The 22,177-nt window shown below is 49.5% G+C and carries 19 protein-coding genes; 3 read left to right on the top strand and 16 right to left on the bottom strand.

Translation table 11 applies throughout. From position 1 onward, the window contains the following. Positions 1-119: 119 nt before the first annotated feature. The 5 genes from Q8M98_10390 to Q8M98_10410 all read right to left on the bottom strand — a co-directional run bounded on the left by Q8M98_10390 (position 120) and on the right by Q8M98_10410 (position 10,267). Positions 120-6,911, bottom strand: coding sequence for a C25 family cysteine peptidase (locus tag Q8M98_10390; protein MDP3115162.1), 6,792 nt, complete (start codon positions 6,909-6,911; stop codon positions 120-122). Between the two features lie 173 nt (positions 6,912-7,084). Continuing rightward, complete coding sequence (locus Q8M98_10395) at positions 7,085-7,387, bottom strand: FeoA family protein (protein ID MDP3115163.1); 303 nt, start codon at positions 7,385-7,387, stop codon at positions 7,085-7,087. Continuing rightward, positions 7,371-9,575 carry a ferrous iron transport protein B gene (gene feoB / locus Q8M98_10400; protein MDP3115164.1) on the bottom strand — a complete coding sequence of 735 codons (2,205 nt, stop codon included), beginning with the start codon at positions 9,573-9,575 and terminating at the stop codon, positions 7,371-7,373. The genes Q8M98_10395 and feoB overlap by 17 nt, the downstream gene beginning before the upstream one ends. A 3-nt stretch (positions 9,576-9,578) precedes the next feature. Next, positions 9,579-10,025: a Fur family transcriptional regulator gene (locus Q8M98_10405; GenBank protein ID MDP3115165.1), complete on the bottom strand. Its 447-nt coding sequence runs from the start codon at positions 10,023-10,025 to the stop codon at positions 9,579-9,581. Positions 10,026-10,078: 53 nt separating this feature from the next. Continuing rightward, positions 10,079-10,267, bottom strand: a complete 189-nt coding sequence (locus Q8M98_10410; GenBank protein ID MDP3115166.1) for a hypothetical protein — start codon at positions 10,265-10,267, stop codon at positions 10,079-10,081. 318 nt (positions 10,268-10,585) lie between these two features. Here Q8M98_10410 and Q8M98_10415 point away from each other — a divergent pair, with 318 nt between their 5' ends. Beyond that, a complete protein-coding gene (locus Q8M98_10415; GenBank protein ID MDP3115167.1) occupies positions 10,586-10,915 on the top strand; it encodes a hypothetical protein in 330 nt (109 codons plus the stop codon). 61 nt (positions 10,916-10,976) lie between these two features. On the opposite strand, the gene Q8M98_10420 is transcribed toward Q8M98_10415, so the two are convergent. The 3 genes from Q8M98_10420 to Q8M98_10430 are packed head-to-tail and all read right to left on the bottom strand — an operon-like array spanning position 10,977 to position 13,581. Continuing rightward, a complete protein-coding gene (locus Q8M98_10420; protein MDP3115168.1) occupies positions 10,977-11,633 on the bottom strand; it encodes a hypothetical protein in 657 nt (218 codons plus the stop codon). A 32-nt stretch (positions 11,634-11,665) separates the two neighbouring features. Next, entirely contained in the window at positions 11,666-12,103 is a 438-nt protein-coding gene (locus Q8M98_10425; protein ID MDP3115169.1) for a hypothetical protein, read from the bottom strand. Then, entirely contained in the window at positions 12,100-13,581 is a 1,482-nt protein-coding gene (locus Q8M98_10430) for a hypothetical protein (GenBank protein MDP3115170.1), read from the bottom strand. The genes Q8M98_10425 and Q8M98_10430 overlap by 4 nt, the downstream gene beginning before the upstream one ends. 46 nt (positions 13,582-13,627) lie before the next feature. Between Q8M98_10430 and Q8M98_10435 the strand changes: the two genes are divergently transcribed. Then, positions 13,628-14,167, top strand: coding sequence for a hypothetical protein (locus Q8M98_10435; GenBank protein ID MDP3115171.1), 540 nt, complete (start codon positions 13,628-13,630; stop codon positions 14,165-14,167). On the opposite strand, the gene Q8M98_10440 is transcribed toward Q8M98_10435, so the two are convergent. Next, positions 14,151-16,772 carry a hypothetical protein gene (locus Q8M98_10440; protein MDP3115172.1) on the bottom strand — a complete coding sequence of 874 codons (2,622 nt, stop codon included), beginning with the start codon at positions 16,770-16,772 and terminating at the stop codon, positions 14,151-14,153. The genes Q8M98_10435 and Q8M98_10440 overlap by 17 nt on opposite strands. A 76-nt stretch (positions 16,773-16,848) precedes the next feature. On the opposite strand from Q8M98_10440, the gene Q8M98_10445 reads away from it, so the two are divergent. Continuing rightward, positions 16,849-17,145: a hypothetical protein gene (locus Q8M98_10445; GenBank protein ID MDP3115173.1), complete on the top strand. Its 297-nt coding sequence runs from the start codon at positions 16,849-16,851 to the stop codon at positions 17,143-17,145. Here the strand turns inward: Q8M98_10445 and Q8M98_10450 are convergent. From Q8M98_10450 to Q8M98_10480, 7 genes are all read right to left on the bottom strand, one after another. Beyond that, positions 17,139-17,915 carry a DNA adenine methylase gene (locus Q8M98_10450; protein MDP3115174.1) on the bottom strand — a complete coding sequence of 259 codons (777 nt, stop codon included), beginning with the start codon at positions 17,913-17,915 and terminating at the stop codon, positions 17,139-17,141. The two genes, Q8M98_10445 and Q8M98_10450, sit on opposite strands and share 7 nt — an antisense overlap. After that, on the bottom strand, positions 17,912-18,736 hold the full coding sequence (locus Q8M98_10455; protein ID MDP3115175.1) for a DNA adenine methylase: 825 nt from the start codon (positions 18,734-18,736) through the stop codon (positions 17,912-17,914). The genes Q8M98_10450 and Q8M98_10455 overlap by 4 nt, the downstream gene beginning before the upstream one ends. 100 nt (positions 18,737-18,836) lie before the next feature. Continuing rightward, a complete protein-coding gene (locus Q8M98_10460) occupies positions 18,837-19,193 on the bottom strand; it encodes a hypothetical protein (protein ID MDP3115176.1) in 357 nt (118 codons plus the stop codon). Between the two features lie 33 nt (positions 19,194-19,226). After that, a complete protein-coding gene (locus tag Q8M98_10465; GenBank protein MDP3115177.1) occupies positions 19,227-19,478 on the bottom strand; it encodes a hypothetical protein in 252 nt (83 codons plus the stop codon). Between the two features lie 9 nt (positions 19,479-19,487). After that, positions 19,488-20,021 (bottom strand): hypothetical protein, encoded by a 534-nt coding sequence (locus Q8M98_10470; protein MDP3115178.1) that lies wholly within the window; start codon positions 20,019-20,021, stop codon positions 19,488-19,490. Beyond that, entirely contained in the window at positions 20,021-20,371 is a 351-nt protein-coding gene (locus tag Q8M98_10475) for a hypothetical protein (GenBank protein ID MDP3115179.1), read from the bottom strand. Before Q8M98_10475 ends, Q8M98_10470 begins: the two co-directional genes overlap by 1 nt. Before the next feature lie 31 nt (positions 20,372-20,402). Next, positions 20,403-22,145, bottom strand: coding sequence for an XkdF-like putative serine protease domain-containing protein (locus Q8M98_10480; protein MDP3115180.1), 1,743 nt, complete (start codon positions 22,143-22,145; stop codon positions 20,403-20,405). Positions 22,146-22,177: the final 32 nt, after the last annotated feature.

Raw genomic sequence — 22,177 nt, forward strand, 5'->3', positions numbered from 1 at the left:
TATCTTTTGACAATGTATCAAAAACGATGCAAAAACGATTCCCAAAACACCAATAAGTGCCTCGGGAATCGTTATGCTTATATTTATTTCAAGTTATGGCTTTCCTGCAAGGGAGTAAATTACCTTGCCGGTGCCGTGTTCACCGCTTTCACATAGTAGAACGCTCTGGCGGTGGGAAACGTATCGATGTAGCTCAGGTTGGACGTGGAGCCGATATAGGAGAAAATCCCGTTCGGCTCAGGGCTGCGATAGATGTGATACTGGGTGGCATGCAGAATGGCATTCCACTGTAGCACTATTCCCTGAGCATTGTTTGTGACGCTGAGAACAGGCGCGGCGAGGTTATTGAGCAAAACCGATACGGGGACGTTTGCAAAGGTGCTCACAAAACCATCGTTGACACCAAAGGTTATCGTTTCAGTTCCGATCCAATTCTGCGCTGCGGAGAAGGTGACGACCCTGCCATTCACGACAATATTGACGTTGCTGTTGCCGGAGTATGAAAGGACGAGAGGATCTCCATCGGGATCGCTGACATAAGGGTTGAAATCCACCACCAGGCTTGAATTCATGGCAAACTCGAAGCGTGCGGGCAAGGTGATAATCGGTGATGAATTCACCACCGAAAGCCTTACGTTCACTACCCTGCTGGGGTTGACGGGATCGTTGGACGCGATGCTCAGAACCGCTTCATAGATTCCGGAAACTAATCCCTGAGCTGAAAAACTCGCCGTGATGACACTTAACTGTCCGGCAGCGATCGATCCGGATAAGGGAGATACGCCAAGCCACAGAGGATTGGACGGCGTCATGCCAATGCTGTAGTTCAAAGCCTGACTGCCGCTGTTGCTGATCTCGAATGTAGTGGAGCCGCTTTGTCCCGGTCTCAGGTTGAGAGATATCTCAGTATGGGAGACCGAAATCGTGGGTGGAACGAATCCGTTGCCGGTGAGTCCGATATTCACGGTGGGAAGATTGACTGCATTGCTGCTGATCACCACGTTTCCATTGTAGGCGGCAACCGCGGTGGGGGCAAAGCTGAGGTTATAGGCCCTGCTCTGTCCCGCAGGAATGGAGAAACTGATCGTGTTGCGGGTGGCTCCTTGGCTTCCGGTATTTGTGGAAAGCGAGCTATTCTCGCGCGCGGTGGCGGAAACAGTATAACCCCCGGGCGTAGTAACTGAGCCGGAGAGGTCTTGGTCGCCAGTGTTTTGAATACTGAATTGCTGAACGGCACTGCTTCCGACAGCCACCGCTCCATAAGCAAGAGAGGCGGGGCTGGTGGCAATCATCGGTCCAACGGGAATTGGCTGCAACGCCAGCCTTACGTTGGGTCGGACGTTCGCGTTGGAACCACCACTGAAGACGTTGGTCTGATCCGCCGTGTCGCTAAACGCCCTGCGATAGCTGTTGACCTCGATCGACGTGAATTGCCAGGTTCCGGAATTTGACCATTCCGCCGCAAGCCCAAAGGCGGTGTCGATCACGATGTTGTCCGTTCCGTTCCATCGGAAAGGAGTGGCTAAGCTCAACATCTGGTATGCGCCGGTGGTGGGTATGAATGAAGGATTGGTATAGACGGTCGTCATACCGGCTGCCGTCTGCCAACTTGCCACGTTCGTAGCCGTAGTGTGTTTCATGCGGATAATGAAATTCGGCAAAGGCAGATTTGGCGGAGAAACGGCATAAAATCCGACCTGAGTGATGTCGATTGGGCCGACAACGCCTGCCGCACTGAGCTCTGTTGCTGTATAAACCGCTTGACCATGGACGCTCTTGTAGCCGAGGTTGATCAACCCAATAACGTTGGTTGCAGTGACCGAGGTTCCAGCTCCCAAGGTTGTGAAAGAGACCTGCGTCGGAGTGGCGTTCACGGTGTTCGAAGGTGCCGATTCACCTGCCGGATTAGTATAAACCGTTGTCACATAATATGAATAGGACACACCGTTGGTAAGTCCGGTATCCTGATAACTGGTTGCGGTGACGGTAGTCAGTGCCACCCCGTTACGATAGACCCGATAGCCGCTGATGGCGCGGTTGGAGTTTCCGGATAGTTCTAATTCACCGCGACCTGAAGCGCTGGTCCAGGTGAGATTGACAATTCCACTTCCGGTGGTCGCTGCTAGGTTGGAAGGCGCAACGGCGTTGGGAGTGGCGTTCACGGTGGCAGTGACATCAGAATCTCCCCCGCTGTAAACGGCTTTCAGATAGTAGGCATAGCTTGTGCCGTTGGTGACTGCCAGATCAGTGTATGTCAAAGCTGTCACTGAGGTCAGTAGCGTGCCGTTTTTGAAGATTTTGTAGCCGGTCGGAGTGCCTGCAGCGGGAGCCTGCCAGTCCAGCTTGACGGATTGGTGACTGGGGCTGGCGCTCAGGTCTTGCGGAGGATTGAACACGCCGGATGATGTCGAAGCGGGGAAGACGATGTTGTCGATCCAGGCACAGTCGTCACCTGTGGAAACAGAACCGTCCTTCATGTATTCCCATCTCAGGGCGCGTGTCCCGGCAGCTAAGGTGTATGATGCCTGAGTCCAACCAATGGTACCTGCCCAGCCGGGAGAGTTCTGCAACACTTCATCGACATAGAACCTGAGGTAGTCATAGTTCCCTTCCGAAGTAACCTTATACCAAAATGTCAAAGTCCCTGATGCCGCCAGAACTCTGGTCGTTTGCATCGAGCTGGTCTGGCTGTGGGTGATCGTTCCGCTTTTGGCAGCGTAGGTTCCCGCATAAGCGCCGGTGCCTGTGATCGTCCAGGGCAGGTTTCCGCTAAATGTCCAGGGGAAAGCAGTGAAGGTTCCGGATTCGAAATCCTCCATGATCAGCCCGATAGAGATGTTTTCCGTTTTGGTAGCGGTATAGGCAGCAGCCGTAGCGTTGAAGTTGAAGGTGGCGAGCGTGCCGACACTCATTCCAGCGGACGCTGATATAGTGTAGTTTAGATAAACCGAGCCACCGGTAGCGATAGAGCCAAAACTGGCTGGTGAGCCGCTGATGCTAATTCCGATGGTGGGACTTGTCAATGTGGCGCTTCCGGATTGGGAAGCCGTTCCGCCTGTGTTGTTCAAAGGCATGCTGATAGTGACCGTTTCACCCGGATCAAGACGTCCGTTGTTGTTTCCGGGAGCGGGATCGGAGATGATCATGGTTCCAAATGCGAGCGCAGGGGCGTGCAATGGCAACGTGAAATCGTTGTTCCAAGTGCCTTGGCTGCTGGTGATCGCAAGGGCGAACGATGCCAGGTGCCCGTTGGGGCAGTTGTTGGCGACCGTGATAGCGAAGTTGCTCAAGGGATCACCATTTGCGGAGGCGGCGATGGTTCCATAGTTCGCATTTGCAGTGGTGACCGTCACAAATGGACTGGTGGTACTGAGAATGGCGGAGACGTTCGTTGCCGGCTGGGTACCGAGGTTGGTCAATCTGATCGAAAGGTTGGCGTTTTCGCCGCTGTCCAGATTACCGTTGCCGTTGGCGTCCAGGATATTGATTTGTCCGATAGCGAGATAGGGATTGTTTAGCAGGATCGGTCTGGTCGTTACAAAAAGCGCACTAAGGTTGCTCAAGGGAGCAGCGGCAGCCGGATATTGGTTATTGAAGGTATATTCCAAGCCCACTGTTCCGTTGTGATCCTTGATCCCGATGGTCGCGTAATTTCCGTGGGGGTTCGTGTCTCCAGAGCCTGTATCGATGTTGTTAAATACTTTGTATTGCAGCTTGATCTGTCCGTCTCCGGTCTGGGTGGGATAATAAACAGGATCATATAGGATCGCCTGGAAGGTTAGGGGCGTCACTCGGTCAAAGCCGCTGATCACGTTATACCATTCCACCACATAATAACGTTGGGAGGCGTTGTAAAAGGTATAGACGTAGCTTCCGGCATTCAATTGCAGATCATCCCAGAAGGCGGCAATCATCGGATTGGGACCCCCTGCTCCGGGCAGGCGCCAGTTGCGCCAGTCGGAATCGGTCGTGCTGCCGAAAGCGATGAATCCATTTGCAGAGATCGACGCCTGGGTATAGGAGCGTCCATAAAACTTGAAGGGGAAGGGCAGATTCACTGTGGTGATCGAAACTGCGCCAACCTGGTCGCCTTCGTCAGAGACCGCTCCCGGATCTGTGAGGGTAAGCGCAGTTCCTGTGCCTCCCTCCGCCGGTGCAATGCCGATCCAGTTATAGGTGGGGCGTTGGGGATATCCGGCATCGCCCATGTCGAAGATAAAGTATCCATAGGCATCCTGACCGAGAGGGTGGTTGACCGTGGTCTGTCCGATAGTGAGGGTCAGGCTCTTGGATTCGCTGTAGCCTTGAGAGTTATAGAGATAGAGTTCCAGCGGGACGGTCATGCCAACCACGCTCTGCCCGGAGGCAAAGACTTGGAAGGTGTTTAAAGCGTTGTTTGCGCTTGCACCTGAGGCGATGTTGCCAAAATACCCAAGCGAATCCGGTATGGTGAACAACCCGTCGTAGGAACGCAGGATTCCGCTTACGCCGGCAAGGTCAGCCAAGCCGGTATTGTTCAGAGTGAAGGTCATTGGATATTGGTTTCCGGGGTTGATCACATTGCCCGGAGCGCCTACTATCGAATAGGATTGGATATTGAGTTTTCCATTGCGGATGATGATCGGAATTCCTACCGTCCATGGTCCGGAGGGTGTGGTTCCGCTGAGGTTGAACACAACCCTGCGGTTATCCGGACAGTTGGCAGCCACAAGGAAAAAGAGAGCTTCAGTATTCATTGCGGTTCCCCCTGCGGAGATATTACCAAAAGATATCCTATTGTCTGGGATGGTAATATAGGGATCCGTGCAACTAACCGTTCCGGAGACACTGAGCGCGGCTGTACTGCTATTTCTGAGCGTGACCCAAAGCTCGATGTTTTCTCCGCCGTTGACGATGCCATCGCCGTTGCCGGTGGAGTTTCCGGAATTGCCATCATCAGCCCAAACTTCTTCAAACACGATCCCGCCGGTGGTCGATATGGAAATCGTGTTGACCAGGGGCTTGAAATCATCCTTGGAGATGGTTACAACAAGTGATCCCGTGAGGCTGGGAGGCAAATCGAGCACCACATATCCCTGGACATTGGAAGATCCCAGAGCTTGCAAAGTTCCGGCAGCATTGGTGATTGTCACGGAAGCGCCGCTCACGATCTGATTGGACGAATTGCGAACAGTTAGCTCCACCAGATTCGTTCCCGCGGGGATCGTGGATGGAGTGCTGGCAATGAAACTATTGGGAATGCCCACATAGACAGCCGCGGTGGGATCGCCGACGAGATTACAATAAGCAGCGAAGTTTGTTGCCTGCGTGGGTTTGCTGACGCCGTAAATTGCATTCAAATAGAGTTTTCCATAGAGCATTGCCGCGCCCATGTTGCGCATGCCGAGAGGATAGATAGCATGGAAAATACCCACGTCCAGACAGTTGTTCATTGGTGTCGAGGTGAGGGAAGTCGCCATGCCGATGGCGGTGAAGGCTCCCCGGACTTGGGCTTCGGTGCCCAGCCTCACGATGGTTTCCGTCGTGGCAGTGTTGTTTATGTCTCCGGTGGAGCAGGTTATGATCACCGCATGAAACGGTTTGTTATTATTCAGAAGAAGGGCATCATGATTCTGACCACCCCAACCGCTCATACCAATATAACCTCTGTAATTGAAGAAACTCACTCCCTGATTTATAGCAGTATTCATGTTTGCCGGCGAAGGATTTGCCCCGTATAACTTGGTGTATGTGTAATCGGAATTGACATGCGAAGAGACATCATAGATATATTCGTTTGTATAAATGGTGGAAATCCCTGAGCTTGCGGTATCTCCCACCAATAGCATGCTGTTCATCCAGGATACGTTAGCGGGATTTATATCTCTTTCCATCATATACATCTTGGCTACGTAGCTGACCAGTTGCGAGGAGTTTTCCACGGAGATTCTGCCGATGAAGACGTCGCCGAGACCATCGCCGCCAGCTAACCAAGTGTAATGATAATCTTTGTAGGTCTCAAAAGTCGGCACGATCATGCTGCCGGTGATATCCCCGATCAAAACGATGTGTTCCGGTTTGTCCGTCCATGTGTTATAAGCGTTTTGGATATAGGTCTTGATCGCCGTATTGGTAGTGCCGGTGGTAGATGTGCTGGCGGAATAGACTTTGTAGCCCTTCTGCTTTTTCCAGTTGATATATTCGTTTACCTTGCCCTGATAGATCGTATCCGAATTGAAACCCCAGATCACTAACATCACAGGGTTTTGATAGACTGTATTCCGGGTGATCATCTCGTAATAATTTAGGATCAGCCCGCGGTAGATACTCTCAAAGCTGCGGGATATCTGAGTAGGAGGCTCGATCTCATTGATGGAGGGATTGCGGTCAAAACTGATCTGGATGTCCATGCTCTCATTGACGATGAGCTGTTTACTACTTTGATCGTATTGAAAGGGATAGATGTTGATGCTGACCACGCGAAAATCGCGGATCACCTTGGGCTCTGAAATCACAGACGAAGACGCGGGATAAAGCGCATCCGAATATCTGCCGGCGGTTCTTTCCCGCGAAAGCAGATCGTCAAAATCCAGCGTGACGCGGCTCCGGTTTGGGTTTGCGGTGCCCAAGGGGCTTAGGCTCGCTCCACCGCTATAGGGAATCGCGATCGTCGTCGTGAAAACCGGCAGGGTCTCCTCTTCGTCGATGAAGATATAATGAGCGTCTTTGACGCTGATCTTATGACGTGTTTCTCCGTTCTGGACGGTACTTTCCAATTTCCATTGGGGAAGCTCGAAACGCAGTTGGATCGAATCCGTCGAACTGCGTAAAATACTAAACTGTGTCTCTGACGGGATAGCTTGGGAAAACAGCGACAGTGATGTCGTCATCAACAAGACCACTAACAGGCCTATTGATCTGAGTACTTTCATTTAGGAACCTCGTAATCGTAAGGAATATTTGCTTTGTCTGTATATCATGCAATTTGCGGTGCAAACTTCTGATAAAGAGAGGGTGCTCATGCAATTTCAGAAATATTTCACACGTGGCAATGTTATTCGCACCGTCCAAAAGCAGGTCAAGAAAGACCTGAAGCCTTTTTCCTCTACGACACTCTCACTCTCACGGAATCTGCAATCCTCCGGTCCAGCACATAGCGCGCATCACCCACGGCAATAACGATATTCGGCTGCCCCGGATCGTTGCGTAACATGGATACGGACACTCCCATATACAAACCGCGCTCGATGATCCTGATGTCGTTGTTGCAGGTTACCATGGCGCTGCGCCCTTCGCCCAGTTCGCTCAAGCTTATGCAATCTCCGCGTTTGCATTTGCAATGACGGTGAGAATAGAGAAAGCGTCTGCCAAGCCGACGCAAACGGACGCGGTTACGACTTGAGAACATGATGATGTTCCTTGATGCCGAAATATTTGAGGCTCAGATAGAAGCCGGATCCAAGCAGCAAGCAGAAGCCAAGCCAGATGAACGACTGCGAGCTGAAACTGAGAATCTGATAGACGAGCGTTGCCAATATCCAGGCAAACACGGTCAGATACCCAAAAGCGAAGCTCATCCAGCGCCAGCCGTGTTCTTTTAAAAGCATTGCCAGAGTGGCGGCGCAGGGCGCATAGAGAAGCACGAAGACAAGATATGCAAGCACGGAAGGAATCCCGCCAAAACTTGATCGCATATTGTCCTGCGGCGATCCCTCTGCCCCACCGGAGCCTTCTTCCTGATATAGACCCTGCAAGGTGCCGACGATGGCTTCCTTGGCAAAGACCCCGCTGATCAATGCCACCGACGCCTGCCAGTTATCCGCTTTGATTCCCATGGGTTGCAGCAGCGGAGTGATGATCTTTCCTCCCAATTCGAGGACGTTGATATTTTTCTGACCGTCTTTCAAAGGATTGGGAATATAGATCCCCTGCAGGATCGTGACCGCCATGATCACGATCAGGATCGTCTTCCCCGCCCGGAGGATAAAATCCTTGAGCCGGTGCCAAGTGTGGAGCAGAATGGCGTTAAAAGTAGGAAAGTGATAGGGTGGCAGCTCCATGACAAAATTACCCGGTTGGGTTTTGAAGATCGTCTTTTTGAGCAGCAAACCAAAGACCATCGCCATCACCACTCCGAAAAGATAGAGCCCGAAGACCACGATGTCCGCGCGCCTGGGAAAGAACATCATCGCCAGAAACGTATAAACCGGCAGTTTCGCGCCGCAGGACATGAATGGCGTGAGCAGCGAGGCAAAGACGCGGTCGCGTTTGCTTTCCAGAGTTCGCGTCGCCATGATCGCCGGCACCGTGCATCCGAAACCCACCAAAAGCGGAATGAATGCCTTACCCGGCAAACCGATGCGGCGCATAAACTTATCTGCGATAAACGCCGCGCGTGCCATATATCCGCTATCCTCCAAAATGGACAGGCTTACGAAGATAAAAAAGATCGGCGGGATGAAGGTTCCGATCGTGGCTATCCCTCCCCCAAGAGCGTCGCTAAACAGGTATACCAGCCACTCCGGAATGATCGTCTGCCGCAGTAAAGCTCCCATTTGCTCCACAAATATCCAGCTCAAACCGCGATCAATCCATCCGATCAGTGGCTCGCTGAATCGCACCGCTAACAGAAAAACCAGATACATCACACCAAAGAATATCGGCATACCCCAGATCCCGCTGAGGGCAAGCTTGTCGATCCTATCCGAAAACGTATAGGTGTGCGTGCCCTGCCGCTTGACCACGTCTTTGACAAGTCCGCGGATAAATCCGTATCGGTCGTCCGCGATCACTGCCCCAGACGCTTGTCCGCGGTGTTTGGCGATAGACCGGATTTCTTTTTGTACAAGTTCCGTCATATTTTCAGGGATGTGTATTCCGATCTCGGGATCCTCTTCCACCAGCTTGAGTGCCAGCCAGCGTTTATGCAAAGGGCTGATCATATCTTCCGCCGAGTCTGGTGATATTCCGGATCTCGGAACAAAGACCTTGTCCAGAAGCTCTCGATCAAGCGTCTCGCCTTCCAAAGCGCTGATGATTTGGTTGAGATGAATCTCCACGACTTCGTCATAGCTAATTTTAGCGGGGAGTGTGGGATTCTGCAGATTCGCCTCGATTCTTTCCAAAAGATCATTTCCGTCAAAGCGTTTGTTCAGAATCAGGGGCATCACTTCAAAACCGAGATGGCTTATCAGGTGTTCCAGCTCAATCCCGATGCCATTCATTGCCGCGATATCCGTCATACTGAGCACCATCAGCATCGGCAAACCGAGCTCCATGAGCTGCACGCTGAGGTAAAGATTCCGCTCCAGATTGGAGGCATCGACGATGTTGATTACCAGATCGGGACTTTTTTGCAGGATGTAATGACGCGCCGCCTGCTCGTCCGGACTGTTGGCAGAAAGGGAATAAATGCCCGGAAGGTCGATCACTTCATAGCGTTTTCCCTGATAGAGATAGTAGCCCTGTTTGTGTTCGACCGTCACCCCCGGCCAGTTTCCCACCGTTTGCCGTGAGCTGGTCAAAGCGTTGAAAAGAGTAGTCTTGCCCACGTTTGGATTGCCGGCAAGGGCAATGATCGGATTCTGTTTGCTCATGTTCTATTGATTCTCATTCTCACTTGAGCGGCACTTCCAGCAAAGTCCGCTGATTTGCAGATTCAGATCTCCGATGGAAAAATGGATCGCCGCCGCGGATTGTTTCAAAGCGGGCATCACTTCCTGCAGATCTGTTTCCAAAACGGAGCCGCAGGAGGAACAAACCCAATGCACGTGACGCGGATGCCCAAAGATGTGTTCAAACATATCCCGCGCCTGGCTGCGCATGGAATGCTGGATCAAACCGGATTCCAAAAGCAGGGGCAGAGTGCGATAAACGGTCGCCCTCGATACATCCTGTGAAAGCTTTCTGATCCTTTCATACAAGCCCTCTGCATCGAAATGCCCATGCAGGGCAAAAACACTTTCCAGGATCAGCTTCCTGGTGCTGGTGAGTTTCAAACCCTTACGGCTGAGAAACCCGCTGAAAATAAGCTCATAATCTTGCATTATCCTATCCTTGATGAGAATGAGACGCAATTTTGTAGGAGTAGCCATTTCTGTCAAGAGAGAAATCGCGGGAGAGTGAGCTTGTCCGGGTGAACAGGTGAATATAAACCCTCAAGTAAAACTTCAAATTTGATCACCAAAACTTCAAATGGAGGGAAAGTGGGAATTATTATAGGCTGTTGCTGACGAGTTTTAATCACCAATTCTTCAAATTTAATCACCGTTTCTTCAAATTTGATCACCAAAACTTCAAGCTTTTATCACCGAAAGCTTCAAGCTTTTATCACCAATTCTTCAAATTTAATCACCAAAACTTCAAATAGGCTTTTTGTAAGCTATAAAAAAACCGTGGGGAGCACCGGGCGGTGTCCCCACGTCTCGGAGGGCATTCTATGTAGGGTCTGTAGGCTAATGAACATATACTTGAAGCCATTATTTATGTCAAGAAACATAATCGTATCTTTCTTATCATATTGTGCAGAAAGGACTTGACCACGGTTGCGATAGTTGTTGTGTAGAAACCATAAATCAACAGTCGGGTAACCGAGAAGGAGATCAAGATGACCAAGCAAAATCAGAAAGGCAAAGGCAAGGCAACGCTGGAGGAGATGGTGCAATCAGGCGGTCAGATCGTACTATTGAGAGAGGATGGCACTGAACAGGCAATCGAAGAGATTATCGATAATCAAACACCTACAACAGATGATCCATTCGCTAATGAGTTCCACTACAAGAGCTGGTGGAATCAGTTCCGGGGACCCTGGCTGCAGTCCGAGAAGATGACTATTGAAGAGATCAAGATCAAAGCCGATGATGCCTGGGAATGCAGTGATTACAAAGAAGTCATTAATCTGATGGCTGAGCTGATCTGCAGACTCGAACAGAAGTAGGTTCTTTATCTGACAAGATACCCGGTTCTGCCGGGTATCTTTCTTGGGCTGGTTTGGGTGATTAGTAGGGTAATGCCAGCAATTGATATTTAGCTGCGGGTGCACCGAAAAACTGTCCTATGCCTAAGGTAACGATTGTCTGAGTTCCCTCAAATTTGATGTCTGAGACAAACAGAAAACAGTTGCACTGGTTGGTCAGGATGATGTGTGGAATGGTCTCGTAGTCCTTATCCAGCCTGTGCGAGATAAGCGTATCTGATCTGAGATCGGCAGGGCTGCTCTGTGTTCTGTCACCCACTCCTCTATTCTGATCTTGAAGCTCATGAGCTATATTGGATAGTGTGAATGTGCTGAAACCTAAGTGTTGAGCCAAGACTGAACCGTTAGCAAGCTTATTTCCGGTTACTACTCCATTGAGAATGTGATTACCATAGATACAATCATTTTGCAGACCTCTGGCATCGAGTTTACCAACCGTGCAAGTTTTACCTGAGAATGAGCCATTGGGATCAACCTTGTTGTCCCAGATCTCATAGAAACCCCAGTCACGTTCTAAGAGGGTATCCGTTTCATAATAGCCTGAGCCGGATGGGTTCTCAAGAACCTTGATGCCGTTAGCAAAGGTGCCGCCGGGTCTGACCAGTCTGATGGTCACTCCGGTTAAGGGGATGCGGTTAGCTGCGCTCATGATGTAGTAGCTGATTCCAAATCTATACATGTCTGCTCCTTGTATTTATGGTGTTTATTATGTTATAGAAAGACGCTTTCGTTTTCGTCTAAGGTATGGATGTAATCAAAGCTGATGGTGGTGAGTTCGCCGGTGTATCTTGATTCCAGAGATACCTTAATCTTCTCGGGATACTCATGCAGATCATCAGGCATCTTAGGCAGTTGAGTGATGGTTACGGGAAACTGCCTGATTAATGTACCGAACATAGTGAACTCGATATAGAACTTGCCGGGAACAGTCAGGAAGTATAGAAAAGCGCTGTACTCTTCCGGTCTAAGCACCGCTTCGATGTTGATGGCATCTTCCCGATACGGTTCTCTTTGGTGTATATATGTGGGATCATAGGCATTCTTCTTCTCGATGCGGTATTTGAGTTTGGGAACATATTCCACCTGCCCGTTCTCGCAGGTATAGAAGCTATTGCCACTGCCGGTTCTGATCATGCGAAAGCCTTTCATATCAACCACGCCTTTACTTTGTATTCATCATTTGCATAGTTACGCTCCAGTTCGGTAATGGCATAGACCTTGGTCTTGATCCTGATCTTGGATTGGAGACTAAGGCTGTATTTGGACAATTGGTCTATTACGGCTTCAATGCTCCACTTGGAGTCATAGAAGTCCATCAGATAGGGCTGGATGATGCCTTGCAGTTGAGTGGTGTCTCCTGCCAGGATGTCGATGGTTTTGATATCCGGCTTTTCCTGATTGCCACGTTTTGAAAGAAAGGCTACGACATCGGTGTCCGCTATATCTATAATAGAAGTGGAGTAGGCATCCTTGTTCTTGAGAATGATTGAACCGGATGTATTGGTGAATACAGTGGCATTTAAGAGTATCAACATGGCCTGCAGAGCTTTCAAGTTATCGGTCTGCTCAGCCTGGTTGGTCTCGTAAGACTTGCCGGGCTGCAGTTTGGTAGGCATGATATTGCCATGAAAATGAGCTTCCACCCAGAGATTAACCGCGTGGCTGCTGCCATAGTTGCATTGACCCAAAGTGCCGGTACTGGTAAGTGTATTCAATTGGGCTTCTGAGATACCGTTATCATTAAAGAAGCTGAGCAGTTCATTATAGGCATTATCCAAAGAAGTGAGACTGTCCTCCCAGCCGGTCTTTTCGTCATACTCCTCTATCACGGGACAGATGTTGTTATAGAACTTGTATATCCTGCCCCGATAGCGACCCTGATATCTGGTGGTGGCAGGATTGGGATAGGTAGCTTGGATAATCTTTTTATAGGCAAAGATAAAAGTGATTTTGTTACTTGGCGTATCGACCCGGTAACCGTATTTCGGTGCCAGCCACCCGGAGCTATGATAGCTGTAAGTCCAACCACCGGGAGGATTAGGAAAGGCAAGCAAGTCGTCAAAGCCGACGTGGGCTATGGTTAGCATATTACCCGTGCTGATGTTAAGAGTGGGAATGGAGAACTGATTATTGTAAGGGATGGATATCGGAATAGTCTGCTGGATGTCCTGCAGAAAGTAACCGAGTAACCAGATGGGCTGATAACCTGCAGTCAGGCTGTAATAATGCGTCAGGTCGGAATAGACAGATAACAGCTTGATCTTATCATAACAGGTCAGTTTCAGGATACCAGTGCTGACGTCAAAGCTCAATTGCGAGGTATCGATTATCCCCGTAAAAAACAGAGCATTATCCCGATATACTTTCACTTCATAGTGGGAGATATACCGCTCATGCTCGTTGCTCCCGGACAGGATGTTGGCACTTAACCAAGTAGTCGGGAAACACTCAAAGATGAGTCGTTTAGGTTCCCGGCTGTAGTTGGATACGGTCTGCAGCTTATCAGCAGAGACCGACAGACTGATGATGGCTCGACTTGCAGCGGTATCAGTCAGACTGTGCTTTACCTGATTATAGTCAGAAGCATTGGTCTTACCTTGAATGAAGTCTATCCTAAATATGTTCATGCTTGACACAATCGGCTTAATATCAAGATTGAGTTACGAGGTAAAAATGAGCAGAAAAACCATTTATAGTGAGATCGAAAGTCCTTTGTCCTACGATGATTGGCAACCGGTATGTCCAATTGGGGAATATCGAATAATTTATCCAAATGAATATCCTCCATTGAGCCAGAGTAAATTATTAGCAAAAGCTCCCTGTGCCGTGGTTGCTTGTTCAGGTAGTTTAGGTTTTGTTTCGTATATTTTTCAATTGTACCGACCTGATCGTGAAAAGGGTAAGTATGTGATAGATGAGCACCAGTATGTTTGCTGTTATAACACAACAACTCGTGAGTCAGCATCTGGGTATATTCATCATGCTGATTATGCTGAACGCACCTATAGTATTGATCAGAAGATGGTAAGTTATTTAACGGGAAGTAGTAGCCTTCCAGTAATATTTCCAACCAAAGTTCCACCAACAAGTGGATCATTAGATGAGTTGAGGCAGTTAGGAAGAATAGACGGTCTCGATTTCTGTTATGAGTATGGGTATTCGCAATCAGTAAAAAAAGGAATTGTTGAGCCATTACCTATACCTCAGACCTGATCTGCTTACCGGTATCGGCAATCTCACTGACCCGCACAGGATCGTTAGACAGCGGATCGACATTGATCTCAATAATGGACTTGCTGTCTTTGATATTCTGCTTCATCTCAACAACCTGATCCCGCAAATCGCCCATAATATCCAAGAGCGCATTTATACTGCCATTGCTACTAATACTGCCACCTGAGCCGTAATATGAGCCGACACTGGCAGGCAGTGGGACACTCGGCATCTGCAGTCCGGCAAAGGCAAGCTTCACCTGACTAAGCGGTGCGAAGTTGAGGAAGTCGAATATGCCTCTGCCCAAGGTTTTTACTCTGTCCTTGGCAGTGATGTACTCGTCACCTTCGGCTTCGATGATGATCCCACCATTTTTATGGGAATTACCGATTAAGAGACCTCCGGTTGCTGCCTTGGGCGGTTCAGTGGATTGGATAACGGCGATATTGGCAAGTCCGGCGCCTATTGCTGCGGCTGCTGCAGTTACTGCCAGTCCGGGTCCTACTACGGGAATACCCACCATAGACTTATAGGCAGCGGTGGCAGAGGCGTATGTATCGATCATTGCTTGTCCGATTGCCAGGGTTTTCCAGAGCGCAAAGCCTTTCTTGCCGAAGATCTCGGATGCTTTGGCAAGGTCTCGCATGATCTGTTGAGCACCCTGCAGGTTCCGCATCTCATAGTCATTTCTAATCCGAGCCTTGGCTGCTTCACTCTGAACCGTGATCTGCTGCTCGGTAAGACCTGCTGCGATGAGTTTATCCTTCTTCTTGGCATAGTAGTTGTCAATGGCATCCAGCTCGGCTTGATAGGTATTGCCTGCTAAATCCAGACTCCTCTGAGCAAACTCATAGCGTGTATCTTCCAATTCCTGAGCCTTGCGTTTCTCTTCCTCGGCAATCCGCTGCTTTTCCTTCTGCTCAATCTCAGCCTGACGAACTCTTTGAGCAGAAGCATCAGCCTCCACCTTAGTAATCTCTTTGGCATAGTAACTGCTGATATTGGTAAGAACAGTCTCAGATGCATTGAGTGATCTGGCTTTCTCCAACTCGGCATCCCGCTGGATTGACAGTTCCCGTTGCCTGCGAGCCACCGCATCATCTATGGACAGGGTGTCATACTTCTGTTGAAGTGATTGCAGAGCATCGAGGTCTCTTTGCTTGGCTTGGACAAGCTGCTGTTCAAATCCCTTGATACGTTCCAGAGTGGATATCTGCTCATCGGCATTCAGGGCAGTTACGGCTCCCAGTGCTTTATAATGCTGTTTGGTGTATTCGAGTTTATACTCAAGCAGTGCTATACCGGTTAAGGTAGCCTCGGTCTCGATCCTCACCTTTTCTTTGTTGAACTCGGCTCTGGCTTTGCTGTCCTCAACCGCTATCTTTTTAGCTAACTCAGCCGCTTCAATGGTGCGCTCTTTCTGCCTGTCGAAGTAATCGGAACTGACGATAACCAGACCGGTCTGCATCTTCTTGACCGTATCCTCATAGTCAGCCATCTCCTTCTTGATCTCACCCAATCTTCGTTTAGCTTCTGCATAGTCGATGCTAAAGGCGATCTCCCGATGCTTGGCGACTAAGGACTCCACACTTACCGCTGTCTTATCCACCGAATCCTTATACTCATCTTGCGTTTCCATTGCTGCTTGATTGGCTAATTGTGTGGAAGCATAGGCAAAGCCGAGTCCGGCAACCGCTCCCACCGCCAGACCGATAATCCCGGCAACGGGATTGATGGCTATCTTCAAAGCATGATAAGCAGCAGTCAGAGTGATCACTGCTGTGGTCACAGTTCCTATCACAGGTATGGCAATTAGCAGACCGGTAACAAAGCCTTTCATAATGGGAGATAGGTTCTGATAGCCTTCCATCAACCAGCGCAGACCCTGAAGCAGAGGAGTGATCAGAACATTGAGCATATCACCGATCGTCTCTTTGATATCTCCCCAGGCATTGGCATTCTGCAAACGCAGATCAGCCAGAGCGATAGCTGTACCGCCATAGTCCTCGCCAAGTTTCTCCACCAGATAGGATACACCTTCAGTCTTGAGCCGGGTATCATCAAGCTCAATGCCATAGCGACCAAGCATTTCAGTATGTCCATTCAGAGCCCGACCCATGAGATCAAAGGCACTCTCCACACTCATCCCGGTGGCTTTATTGGCTTCGGTAAAGTCCAGCAGCAGTGGCACAAGCTGTTGTATCTCATCCTTGTTCAGTTTGAAGGTCTGCGAGAGTTTGGACATCAGAGCCAGCAGTTGATCATCTTCGAAGTTGGTCAATGACTGCATGGCAGAGGCAAACTCTCCCATCACAGCAGCAGCTTCACCGAAGGCTATCTTAGCCAAAGTAACCGCTTGTCTCTGAGCCAGTGATGCATCCAACAATCCATTCATAGAACGCACCAGACCACCGACCACCTGGATCACTCCATCGACTGCAATCTTCACATCACGAATGGTAGCCAGAGCCTGTTCTGCCGATATCTTAACCGCAGCAGGTTTCTCCACCACAGACTGGGTGGACTCCGCCTCCTGCTTGATTTCAGCAAGCTTGAGATTGGCATCGTCAGTGACGAGGATGAGTTTGAAAGTTAGGTCAGGCATAAACTCCTATTGAAAAATCAATTGACAATTTGTGATACTTCAAAAAGTAAGTTCAAAAAAATCACATGGAGATTACATGCTTAAAAAAGGTGACCAAATGGACTACTTCATTATTGAAGTAGGTGGAATTCGTTATGACATTAGTGGATATTGTTGGCTCGATGATTCTGATTCTGATACTGTTGTTGAACATGATATGTGGGTTCATCAAAATGGTAGACCGGTTAATCCGATTATTCCGGTTTTCAAGATGGATGACCTTGCTTTGATGAACTTGCAAGTGGCAAGCAACAGTGTAAAAATAAGTATGCTGCAAGACTTAGTTGATAAGGCTTTTGGGACTACTAATACGCAGTTCATAGTAATTCAATAATTCCTAATCAGCAGCTCAGTCTCAGTCTGGAACGCACCGGAGACGGTGTATTGCGCTTCGACTTCATCAATGGTGAAGCCTTGGTAGAGTGTGCGGATGTAAGGGTCGTTGTTGTAGGATAGCAGGAACTTCCCATTGATGTTCTTAAGTGCGGCTGCAAGCTCTTCATGCTTAGTGAAGGCATCTGCGTCTTCTCTATCGTATAAATGCTCCTTTGTATAGTAGGGTGGATCGAGGTAAAAGAAGGTGTTGGGTGTATCAAAGCGGGCGATGATCTTCTCAAAGTCCTGCTTTTCGATAATCACCTGCTTGAGCCGTTCCGAGGCTGCTTTCACCTTCTCCAGATTACGCAGAGGCATATACTTGTAACCCTGCATGATGCAGAAGTTCTTTGATCTTGAGCCGTAGGAACAGGACAACTGGAAGTAGAAACGGATGGCTCGTTCCAGTTCCGTTTTAGGTGGGTGTGCTGCGAAACTGTCGAACATCTCTCTGGATACGAGGTATTGATTAAGTTCGGTCACAAACGCTTCAGGGTGCTGTTTGACATACTTCCAGAAGTTCACCAGATCACCATTGATATCGTTAAAGACTTCTGTGTATCTGCTCTTAGGGTTGGTCTGCCAGTCTTCCTTCTTAGGTGACTTCCCGAATAGTATCCAGGCAGCGCCGCCAAAGACTTCACAGTAGATGTCATGTTTGGGGATGAGCGGCAGTATCTTCTTTCGTAAGAGACGCTTGCCACCCACCCAGGAGATAATGCTGTTCACGATATCCCCCTGATGTCTCTGGTTGGTTTGGCTGTGGGCTTGGCTTTCGCTGTTTCTTTATCAGTCTCTTTCATCTCGAAGTTGGCGATGATCACTTCATTGAACTCACTCTTACCTTCTTTACGGTTGATGCCTTTGGTACGGGTTACGTGCTTGATGTCATAACCTTTGTACAGCTTTAGAACGTCAGGATTGTCGTCATAGCTGAGGATAAAGCGTCCTTTGATACTCTTCAGGATATCTCGCAGGGCTTCGTGACTGAACTGCTTGGAGTTCTCATAGGTGTAACCCAGCATGTAGGGTGGATCGCAGTAAAAGAAGTTGCTCTTGGTATCATACTTCTCTATCACCTTCTCATAGGAGAGGTTCTCGATGATGACCATGTCTAAGCGCTTGTGCAGTTCTTTGATGCGCTCCAGACGGTTATACATGCTGGAGGTGCCCCGCTTCTGAGAAGTGCCGAAGCTATCGCCTTTTGAGCCAAAGCTACGGGTGATCAGGAACATGAACCTGGCTGCTCTCTGTATCTCGGTTAAGCCTTCCTGTTTGAGGATGTCACCAAAGAGCTTACGGCTGGCAACCAGAAAGTCCAGTTCTTTGATCAGCTCATCCGGGTGATACTTCACTTGTAGAAAGAGATTTACGAGCCGGTAGTCGAGATCGTTATAGACTTCCAGATCACCCCACTTGTCTTTGAACAGCAGCATCCAGGCTGCACCACCGAAGGGCTCGATGTAGCCCTGAATGTCCTTGGGAACGTATTGCGAGATAGTTTTGCGGAGGAGGCGTTTGCCTCCGATCCAGCCGATCAGTGCATCCATTAGATGTCTCCTTTCATACTTGTCAGACAGAGCCGCAGATAGAGCTCCGGCAGGGTGAGATTAGCGAAGTCCTCAGTGGTGAAGCCAAGCTTACGCATAATCATTTCGAAGCTCTCGTAGGGGTAGCGGGGTTGGGAGCGGGGATCACCGCTAATCCGAAACTCCCGAGCCAACTTCTGAACCTCTCTTTGCTGGCTCTGATATAGACAAAAAAAGCAGAGATATACTCCAGTGCTTCCAAGGCATCCATCTCGGTAGGGTCTTGGTTAGATAGTATCTTGATCAGTTCTTTATCCGCTTCCGAATCACTGATCAGTTCCAGTAACTCGACCTCTGAAACATTGGCGACCTTGCCGGAGAGGAAGTCTTCCAGCTTGGCTTTCAGGGTCTGGTTCGAGATAGTCAGGCAGAGGATCTGCCTGAGTTGATTATAGGTCAGTTTAGGTTCTTTGATCATAGTGATTCCTTGTTTTAGTTATTTGTTTTACCTTTAATTGGGACTGAAGAACATCTTGATGGCAACGCCGATCAGCATGAAGAATTGGGAGGAGGAGACGACCAAGAGCAGCTTCATGTTCGTCTCCACTCTCGCCATTCTGGTTACGAGTGAGTTATTGCTGTTACCATTGCCATAGATCTCTTCGTGGACGCTGTCAATTTTATCACGTATCTCGGGTTTGCATTGGCAGACAGGCAATTCCACTGCTTCTGATGTTTCAGGCGTTGCTTTTTTGCGTGGCATATAAGCTGCTTAAACGAGTCCTTTGATGAGATATACTCTACCGGAGCTGCTGCCGGAGTACTCGGTGGAAATGACGACCGACCACAGTCCATCCGCTTCTCCGCTCCATTCAATTACCCAGCGCATACCATTAAAGATAGTGGCGCGTTCCCGTTCTTTGTTTACCGCGACAATAGTGATTTCGGTTCCGCTGAACAACGCGCCCTCGAAATAGTCCTTTTGCTTGGCGGAGATACCGGAGATGACAAACTCAACGGTATTGGTACGCTTGCCGGGCAGCAGGTAGTTGCGGGTCTTGAGCTTGGTTATCTTGCTATCCGTTTTCCCGGGCTTTTCGGCGAGTTCGCCAAGCTGTTTGAGAAAGGTGTTCAGCTCGGTTGCCATGCTTGTTTTAGTGGCGTACTTGGTGCCGACTTCCGCTGCGGTGTAGCTTCCCAAACCGTAGAAGATATCATCGGCGATATAAGTGTCGATTAGCGCACTATAGAGCAAATCACTTGCAGTCGTCCCGCTCGGATAGGTTGGCACGGTTAAGGGTGGCATTAGAACACTCCCTTGATGGCTTTACCGATACTGAACAGCCATTTACGGTTATGGAAGACATACTCGATTGCTCCCCCGATCGTGCCAAATATCTTCATTACGAGGTTGGTCTGATTGGATGGAAGGCTCTTGGTGGCTCTCTCGACCGCCAACTGCTTCTTGGCATAGTCATCGAGGTCCTTGGTGGCAGGGTTGATCTTGATATCCTGGATGATATCGAGGATGATAGCCAGTGCGGAGTTGATCTTGGTCTTATCCAAGGTCTTACCCGTTACCTTGAAGATGATCCAGACGATCAGGGTGGTGATAAGCCCTAAGATGAAGGCTTGATTGGCAATGATGAAGTCCATTGATACTCCTTTAATCTATTGTTGTTTGTGGTTAGGTGGTTAACTTGAAGACTTTCACGAAGCCGGAGATGTAGGTAATGCCGGGACGGATACGGATGTACCAGTGGTACTTCCAGTCCGCGCCATGGTGCTCGACCTTGAGTTCGGCATCAGTTCTGTATCCGATGATGATGAACTTGGGCAGTCCGCCGATGATATAGTCATCAGTCATGAGACGGGGCTTTACGGGGATACCGGCAAAGGACACGTTGCCACCTTCAAGCAGCAGACGGTCTCCGGCTCCGGTCTCACGTTTAGCGAGTTCGGCTCTGATACGGATCAGGTCTTTCTGGCTGACATAGAACTTGAAGTTCTCCTGCTCTTCCAGCATCTCATCCGAGAAAGCCAGCAGAGCTGCTTCAAAACGCTTTGCCCAGTCGGTATAGGTGGTCTTGGAGAGGTTGGTGACATCGGTGGCTGTGGTAGCGAGCTTGATCACTCCATCCAGTCCCTTCAGCTTGGCAGTGGCAGAGACACGATCACCCTTGAAGATGAGAAGACGGATAGCCTTCTCGGTCTTCTTGGCGATGTGGTTCTCTACATAGGCACCGAAGGCATCCTCACCGTACTTGTCCTTATAGAACTCGACCACGTCTCTGCCTAAGGTGAACTCGGCATTGAGTATCCCGGTGGGGACAGAGAGGTCAGCAGTGGCTACAGTCTGAGCAGTAAGCGCACCATCCAGGCTGGTCTTGAATACCAGGTCATCGATCAGTCCGGCATCGATCTTCTCGTCCTTGAGGAGTGGGATGATCGAGATATCGGAGAGGGTATCACCGGGCTGGCTACCAATCACTTCATCGATAAACAGAGAAGTGGTATTGGCATTGAGGATGTTCATGGCTTTGCCGGAGTCGACATCGGAGATGCCTTTGTAGATCTCCCGGTGCGAAGCCTTGACCACGATCTTGTTACCATCGATCATGACTTCTTTATCCGCATTCATCTGATTGCCATCCGGTTCACCCGGTATGCTCTTGGAGATGGCTCGGGTCATGGTGACTGAGAGGTCTTTCAGGCTCTTCTCGATGCTCTTAATGGCTTCCGAGACGATCACGGTGCCACTGCTCTTCTCTAGTTCAGTGATGCGATCTGTGATGGCTGTGATGCCTTTCTGCATCTCGCTGTTGTTGTTTAGTTCCGCAACCTTGCGCAGGCTGCCCAGTTCGTTCTTGATCTCGGCCAGGCTGGCTTCGGTACCACTGTAATCATCAGCTCTGCCATAGATAGAGACACCATTGAACTCGCCTTTCTCGACCTTCTGCCAGAGCTCACTCTGCAGGTTTTCGCATTTGAGGACTTGTACCCAAGAGCCGACCTTGGCATCGGGGAAATGCTCCCGGTCACTGGTCTTGAGAAGGTAGTTTTCCACTACGGTAAACTCCGGTACGGGCTGCATGTTGTGGTTCACATCGCACTTGCCGACTAAGCCGTGCTTGGCAAAGTGATCACAGGACTTTTGAATCTCTTCCCGGGTGTAATAGTCACCCTGGCTGTCATGGATGTTGGGTTCCATCAGAGTGACGTATAGACGTCCCTGAGTGCCACTCGTTTCACTCTTGAACTTGGTGGAGTTGATCTTGTGTTCAAAGCTCCGTCCAGAAGCATTCTTGACCACAAAGCCTTTCTGGTTAGCCGGGTTCATCTCGTCAAAGAGGAGCGAGACCAGCTCGACTTCCACATTACGTAGTTCGCCCTTCTTGACGATCCTGCTCTTAGTTCCGAAGATATTCACTGTACCTCCTTAGGGTTAGTGATTGGTTGATT

The organism is Candidatus Cloacimonadaceae bacterium, assembly GCA_030693415.1.
In the GTDB taxonomy this organism is placed as follows: Bacteria; Cloacimonadota; Cloacimonadia; order Cloacimonadales; family Cloacimonadaceae; genus JAUYAR01.